The 7,555-nt window shown below is 67.5% G+C and carries 4 protein-coding genes; all 4 read left to right on the forward strand.

What is annotated here, in order from left to right:
- The first annotated feature begins 134 nt into the window (after positions 1–134).
- Entirely contained in the window at positions 135–1,295 is a 1,161-nt protein-coding gene (locus AC1DGW_RS16120) for an OprO/OprP family phosphate-selective porin (protein ID WP_478024937.1), read from the forward strand.
- A 233-nt stretch (positions 1,296–1,528) separates the two neighbouring features.
- Positions 1,529–3,727 carry a methyl-accepting chemotaxis protein gene (locus AC1DGW_RS16125; RefSeq protein ID WP_478024939.1) on the forward strand — a complete coding sequence of 733 codons (2,199 nt, stop codon included), beginning with the start codon at positions 1,529–1,531 and terminating at the stop codon, positions 3,725–3,727.
- A gap of 189 nt (positions 3,728–3,916) precedes the next feature.
- Complete coding sequence (locus AC1DGW_RS16130; RefSeq protein WP_478024956.1) at positions 3,917–6,604, forward strand: methyl-accepting chemotaxis protein; 2,688 nt, start codon at positions 3,917–3,919, stop codon at positions 6,602–6,604.
- A gap of 200 nt (positions 6,605–6,804) precedes the next feature.
- On the forward strand, positions 6,805–7,555 hold a 751-nt coding region (locus AC1DGW_RS16135; protein ID WP_478024943.1), incomplete at its 3' end, for an MCP four helix bundle domain-containing protein.

Raw genomic sequence — 7,555 nt, forward strand, 5'->3', positions numbered from 1 at the left:
CCACGCCGTGGGCGGCCCGATGCACGCGCGCCGATGGCGCGCAGACGCGCCTTCCCGCTCTGCCGACGGAGGGTTTCGCAATCCACCCCGGCCCGCGCCACCGCGTGGAGCCTCCTTCGTTCCGGGACACCCGCATGCGCCGCCTGGCTCCTCTCGCCCTGCTCACCCTCGCCGCTCCCGCCTTCGCCGGCCCCCAGGCCAGCGCATGGCCGCCGAAGCTGGCCTTCGCCGACGGCACCGAGGCCACGCTCACCGGCAATTTCGCCTGGGACGTCAATCGTTTCGCCGCCGATGGCGGTGCGTTCGACGATGACCAGGACTGGCGGCGCAAGGAGTTCGGCGTCGCCCTCAAGCGCAAGGGCCTGTACGACTTCACCGCCTCCTACGACTTCCAGTCCGACACCTGGATGGACGTGGCCCTGCGCCTGGACAGCAAGGGCCTGACCGGCCGCGACCTGGGCAAGTGGCGCGTCGGCCAGATGAAGCTGCCGCTGGGTTTCGAGGGCAACACCGCCACCCGCAACGGCGCCTTCATGGAGAACGCGCTGCCGACGCAGGCGTTCTACGAAGGCCGCCGCATCGGCGTGGACTGGGCGCTGGAACGGCCGCGTTGGCTGTTCAACGCAGGCGCCTATTCGCACGATCTGCAGGGCAACAACCGCGGCGACAGCCTTGCCGCGCGGCTGGCCTGGACGCCGCGCAAGGAAGCCGCCCACGTGCTGCACCTGGGCGTATCGGCCACCCGCGAACGCCCCGATGCCGAGACCAATGGACTGGGCGTGGAGATCGCGTCCAGCATGCGCTGGCGCGCCAAGCCGGAGGCCTCGCTGACGCCACTGCGCCTGGTCGATTCCGGCACCCTGCGCGATGTCGCACGCATCGAGCGCCGCGGCCTGGAAGCGCTGTGGATCGAAGGCCCCTGGTCGCTGCAGGGCGAGTACCTGCAGCAGACCACGCATCGCCATGGCCTGGCCGACTACCGGGGCGATGGCTGGTACCTGGCCGGCAGCTGGCTGCTCACCGGCGAATCCCGCGCCTACAGCGGCGGCAACGTCGCCAACCCGAAGCCGGCCGGCAAGCGCGGCGCCATCGAACTGCTGGCGCGCTACAGCCGCATCGACCTGGACGATGGCCTGATCCGCGGCGGCCGGGAGCACAACTGGACCCTTGGCGCCAACTGGTATGTCGGGCCGCACCTGAAATTCCAGGCCAATTACGTGCGGGCCGATGCCCGTCGCGGCGCCCTGCATGCGCAGCCGGAAGCGCTGCAGCTGCGGGCGCAGTTCCACTTCTGAGCGGAAACCCGGCGCCGCCTGCGGTGCCGGGACGGAGACATTCCGTGCACCTGCTCACGGAATCCCGCGTCGCGGCTCGACCGGCGTCAAGAAGCGGACGCCTGCGCCGATATCGCGGTAGTGCACCCCGTCGTGGGTGAGGGCCTCCCGTCGCGGCCCATTCCGGATTCATGACACTCCGCAGGAGCGCCGGGCCTGCATACCGTCGAAGCCCGCCCTTGGAGATGTCTGCGATGAAATGGTTCCAGAACCTGTCGATCACGCGCAAGCTGGTCCTCGCCTTCTGCATCACCTGCATGATCACCCTGCTGATGGGAGGCTTCTCGCTGTGGCGGATGATGCTCGCCAACACCCAGATCGAGCAGATCAACAACAACTGGATGCCCGCCGTCCAGCAGCTGGGCGAGATGCGCGCGCAGCTGGGCGAATTCCGCACCTATGAACAGTCGCAGCTGAACTACCAGGGCAATGCCGAGCAGCTGGCCGACTACGACAAGCGCCTGGCCGATACGCGCGGCCTGATCGAAGCGGCCGAGAAGGCCTACGACGACATCGAGACCGACTACACCGCCGAAGAACTGGCGATGTACGACAAACTCAAGGAACAGCGCACGGCCTACTTCGAGGCCCATGAGCGCATCGCCGCGGCCATCGCCGCCGACGACTTCGATGGCGCGCGGCGCATCTCTTCGGACGAATCGCGCAAGCTGCGCCGCGTGCTGTTCGACCAGCTCAAGCTGATGTCGCAGTACAACCAGGAACAGCTGGCCAAGGACGTGGCCGCGTCCAGGCTGGCCTACCAGCGCTCGCTGATCGCGGTGGTCGTGGGCATGGTGTTGTCGCTGGCGCTCGCCGCCCTGCTGGGCTGGGCCATCATCCGCGCGATCATGCTGCCGCTGGGCGAAGCCGTGCGCGTGGCAGACGACGTCTCCGCCGGCAAGCTCGACCGCCGCATCGACGCCTCGCGCCGCGACGAGGTCGGCAAGCTGCTGTCCTCCATGCAGCGCATGCAGGCGCAGCTGCAGGCGGTGATCGCCGCGCAGCAGGAGATGGAACGCCAGCATGGCGCCGGCATCATCAGCTACCGCATGGACCAGAACGCTTTCCCCGGCGACTACGGGGTGATGGTCGCCGGCACCAATGAACTGGTGGCGGGCCACATCAACGTAAAGATGCAGGTGATCGAACTGGCGCAGCGCTATGCCGTGGGCGACCTGACCCGCGACATGCCGCAGCTGCCCGGCGAGAAGGCCGAGATCACCGAGACCATGGCGATGATCAAGCGCAACCTCACCGCGATCAGCAGCGAGATCCGCCGCCTGAGCGGCGCCGCGGCCGCCGGCGACTTCAGCCAGCGCGGCGACGAGGAGCAGTTCCAGCACGATTTCCGACAGATGGTGCACAACCTCAACGCGATGATGGAGGCCACCGACCACAGCCTGGCCGAGACCTCCAGCCTGCTGCAGGCCATCGCCCGCGGCGACCTCACCGCACGCATGCACGGCGACTTCCACGGCGTGTTCGCCCGGATGCGTGACGACGCCAACGCCACTGTCGCCCAGCTGACCTCGATCGTCGGCCGCATCCAGAACGCGGCATCGAGCATCACCCTCGCCGCCTCGGAGATCGCCACCGGCAACAACGACCTGTCGCGCCGTACCGAGCAGCAGGCAGCCAATCTGGAAGAGACCGCCGCCTCGATGGAGGAGCTGACCTCCACCGTACGCCAGAACGCCGAACACGCCCGCCAGGCCAACCAGCTCGCCCAGGGCGCCGCCGGCGTCGCTTCGCAGGGCGGCCAGGTCGTGGGCCAGGTTGTCACCACCATGGCCGACATCGAGGCCTCGTCGAAGAAGATCGCCGACATCATCAGCGTGATCGACGGCATCGCCTTCCAGACCAACATCCTGGCGCTGAACGCGGCGGTGGAAGCCGCGCGTGCCGGTGAACAGGGCCGTGGCTTCGCGGTGGTGGCAAGCGAGGTGCGTACCCTCGCCCAGCGATCCGCGGGTGCGGCCAAGGAGATCAAGGATCTGATCGAGGATTCGGTCGACAAGGTGTCCGAAGGCTCGGCGCTGGTGCATCAGGCCGGCTCCACCATGGGCGAGATCGTCAGCTCGGTGCAGCGCGTGACCGACATCATGGCCGAGATCTCCGCCGCCTCGCAGGAGCAGAGTGCGGGCATCGAGCAGGTCAACCAGACCGTCACCCAGATGGACGAGACTACCCAGCAGAACGCCGCGCTGGTGGAGGAAGCCACCGCCGCCGCGCGTTCGATGGAAGAACAGGCGCACCAGCTGAGCGATGCGGTCTCCCAGTTCCGCCTGGCCGACACCGTCGCCTCTTCCCTGGCGCGGGTGGCCGCCGCGCCTTCGGCCCATCCGGCCGGTCGCAGCATCGGCATGGCCGGTGGCGGCATGCAGGAGTTCTGAGCACACGCCCACTCCGCCGCCGATCCGGCGACGGAGCCTCAATTCCAGGGACGCTGGCAGCCTGTAACGGCCTCCAGCGTCCCTGTTCACCAAAGTCATGTGCCGCTGTTCCGATATCGAGGGACACCCGGCCGCAGGAGGAAAGCCGTGCCCCACCCCCGTTCCAGTTCCAGCATTGTCAGCCGCCTGATGCTGGGCGTGGCCCTGATCGCACTGCTTTCCTTCGGCGTGACCGCCGCCATCAGCTACTGGAAGAGCAGCCATGCGCTGCTCGCCTCCTCGCAGGAGGGAATGCGCAACCTCGCAGGCCTCGAGGCCGAACGCATGTCCAGCGGACTGACCGAGGCCTACGACACCGCCCGCACCCTGGCCGGCACCCTGCGCCTGCAGCACGAGCAGGGCATCCTGACCCGTCCGGCGGTGTCCTCGCTGCTCAGGCAGCAACTGCTCGACCATCCGGACTGGCTGGGCGTGAGCACCCTGTGGGAAGCGGACGCCTTCGACGGCGCCGACGCCGCGCATACCGGCGATGAAGCCCACGACCAGAGCGGGCGCTTCATGAGCTACTGGGCCTGGGCCGATGGCGCGCCCTTCACCGAAGCACTGCACGGCTACGACGTGGCCGGCGACGGCGACTGGTATCTCAAGCCGCGCGAAGCCAAGCAGCCGATGCTGATGGAGCCGTTCACCTATGCGATCAACGGCAAGCAGGTACTGATGACGACCCTGGCCATGCCGATCATCGAGGACGGCCGCTTCCTGGGCGTGGTGACCGTGGACTTCGCCCTGTCCGCGCTGCAGGAGCGCCTCTCGCAGCTGTCGCCGATGGGCGAAGGCCATGTCGAACTGCTGTCGCCCGCCGGCAGCGTGCTGGCTGGCCATGATCCGGCCGAGATCGGCAAGCTGCGCGAGGACGCCGCCACCCGCGCGATGCTCGCGCGCATCGCCAAGGGCGAGGTATCCGAGACGTTCACGCCGGACGCGGACGGCAACGTGGCCGTGTACGTGCCGATCCAGGTCGGCGACACCGCGCAGCGCTTCGCCCTGGGCGTGGTCGTGCCGCAGGCGCTGCTGACCCGCCAGGCGCATGTGCTGCTGTACATCGTCGCCGCCGTCGGCCTGGTCGCCGCCCTGGTGCTGTGCGCGGCGCTGTTCGTGCTGCTGCGCCGGCAGGTGGTGCTGCCGCTGGCCACCGCCGCCGGCGTTGCCGACGACATCGCCCACGGCAAGCTGGACGGTCGCATCGAGGCCACGCGCCGTGATGAGATCGGCACCCTGCTGCGTTCGATGCAGACCATGCAGGGCAACCTGCGCGACCGTATCGAGCGCGACGCCGCCGTTGCCGCGGAAAACCTGCGCATCCGTTCCGCACTGGACGACGTCACCACCAGCGTGATGATCGCCGATGCCGACCTCAACATCATCTATGCCAACCGGCCGCTGTTCCAGATGCTGGGCAAGGCCGAGCAGGACATGCGCCGCGACCTGCCGAACTTCGACATGAAGACGCTGATCGGCAGCAACATCGACATCTTCCACAAGCATCCACCGCACCAGCGCAAACTGCTGGGCGAACTGCGCGGCACCCATCGCGCGCAGATCACCGTCGGCAACCACGTCATGCGCCAGATCATCAACCCGGTCACCGATGGCGATGGCCGGCGCCTGGGCTATGTCGTGGAATGGGACGACCGCACCGCCGAGGTGCAGGTCGAACGCGAGGTCAGCGGTATCGTCGCCGCCGCCGCCAATGGCGAGCTTTCCGGGCGCATCGCGCTGGAGGGCAAGAGCGGCTTCCTGCTGCAGCTGTCGGAACAGCTGAACAACCTGCTGGACAGCTTCGCCGCCAGTGTCGGCCAGGTTTCGACCCTGCTCGGCGCCCTGTCGCACGGCGATCTGACCACACGCATGGAAGGCGATTACCAGGGGGTGTTCGCGCGTATCCGCGACGACGCCAACGCCACCGTCGACCAATTGACCTCGATCGTCGGCCGCATCCAGGGGGCCTCGTCCGCGATCAGTACCGCCGCCGGCGAGATCGCCTCGGGCAACAACGACCTGTCGCGTCGTACCGAGCAGCAGGCGGCCAATCTGGAGGAAACCGCTGCCTCGATGGAGGAGCTGACCTCCACCGTGCGCCAGAACGCCGAACACGCCCGCCAGGCCAACCAGTTGGCGCAGGGCGCGGCCGGCGTGGCCTCGCAGGGTGGCCAGGTGGTCAGCCAGGTGGTCACCACCATGGCGGACATCGAGGCCTCGTCCAAGAAGATCGCCGACATCATCAGCGTCATCGACGGCATCGCCTTCCAGACCAACATCCTGGCGCTGAACGCGGCGGTGGAAGCCGCGCGCGCCGGCGAACAGGGCCGTGGCTTCGCCGTGGTCGCCTCGGAAGTGCGTACCCTCGCCCAGCGGTCCGCGGGTGCGGCCAAGGAGATCAAGGGGCTGATCGAGACCTCGGTCGACAAGGTGTCCGAAGGTTCGCAACTGGTCCACCAGGCAGGCACGACCATGGGCGAGATCGTCACCTCGGTGCAACGCGTGACCGACATCATGGCCGAGATTTCCGCCGCCTCGCAGGAGCAGAGCGCCGGCATCGAGCAGGTCAACCAGACCGTCACCCAGATGGACGAAGCCACCCAGCAGAACGCCGCGCTGGTGGAGGAAGCCACCGCCGCCGCGCGTTCGATGGAGGAACAGGCCAGCCTGCTGGCGGGTGCGGTGGCGGAATTCCGGACCCATGCCATGGAGGCAGCGCCAGGCACCCGCAAGCCATCTCCCCGCTCCGCGCCCCACCCCACGCCGTCGCGTCCGAAGGCACCTCTCCAGCCCCGCGAAGCGGTGACCGCCGAGGTGGGCGACTGGCAGGAATTCTGATCCGCGCTGCTCCCACCCGGGGGCGACGCTCCTGTGGCAACCGTTGTTCCCGAAGTCCGTTGTTTTTCCCAGATCGATGAAGGCAAACCCCTGAATGACCCCATGATGCCGGCCTGACCCACTCTGGTTTCAAGCGCAACCTGCCAAGGAAACCGGTGCGAAGGCCGCCATTGAAAGCAAACCCAAACCAAAGGAATGACATGGATACCTTAAGGAATCTGAAGGTTGGTTCGCGGCTGGCTATCGGCTTCGGACTGGTGTTGCTGCTCATCATCGCGATCCTGGCCGTTGTCCTGTATGGAAACAGGCTCAAGTCGGACCAGTTCCAATACCTGACCAACGTCAACATGGTGAAGATGCGCCTGTTGAACGACATGCTCGACACCAACAACGCCGTCATCAGGAATCGGCGCCTGATGCTGCTCAAACGCGGCGACGGCTTCGCGCAGGACCAGGCGGAGCTGCGCACGCTCGCCGGAAAATACGACGAGATCTGGCAGCAGTACATCAAGATCCCGCGCGATGCCGTCGGCGACCGCATGGTCGCCGAGATCGAGGAAGCCCGCCGCGTCGCTTCCGTGCCGACCAAGGCGCTGGACGGGTTCATGGAGGCCGGCGATTTCGACGCCGCGGTCCAGGTGCTGCTTGCCGAGCAGGCATCCCGCGCCCTCGCCTGGAACAACACCCTGACCGCCCTGCTCAAGCACCAGGAAGTGCTGACCCGCAAGAGCAGCGACGAATACCACGCCATCGAGAGCTGGACCGGCAAGCTGTCGCTCGGCATCGGCCTGCTGAGCATCGCGCTCGGCGTACTGCTGGCCCTGCTGATCACCCGCAGCCTGACCCGCCCGCTGGCCAGTGCGGTGGGCGTGGCCAACGGCATCGCCGGTGGACGCCTGGACAACAGCATCGACGTGTCCGGCAAGGATGAAGTCGCCGACCTGCTGCGCG

The organism is Stenotrophomonas sp. 05N423, assembly GCF_056397145.1.

Bases quoted from the DNA above. Each gene is read 5' to 3' on its own strand.
- AC1DGW_RS16120 (WP_478024937.1), top strand. From the start codon at position 135: ATGCGCCGCCTGGCTCCTCTCGCCCTGCTCACCCTCGCCGCTCCCGCC.
- AC1DGW_RS16125 (WP_478024939.1), top strand. From the start codon at position 1,529: ATGAAATGGTTCCAGAACCTGTCGATCACGCGCAAGCTGGTCCTCGCC.
- AC1DGW_RS16130 (WP_478024956.1), top strand. From the start codon at position 3,917: ATGCTGGGCGTGGCCCTGATCGCACTGCTTTCCTTCGGCGTGACCGCC.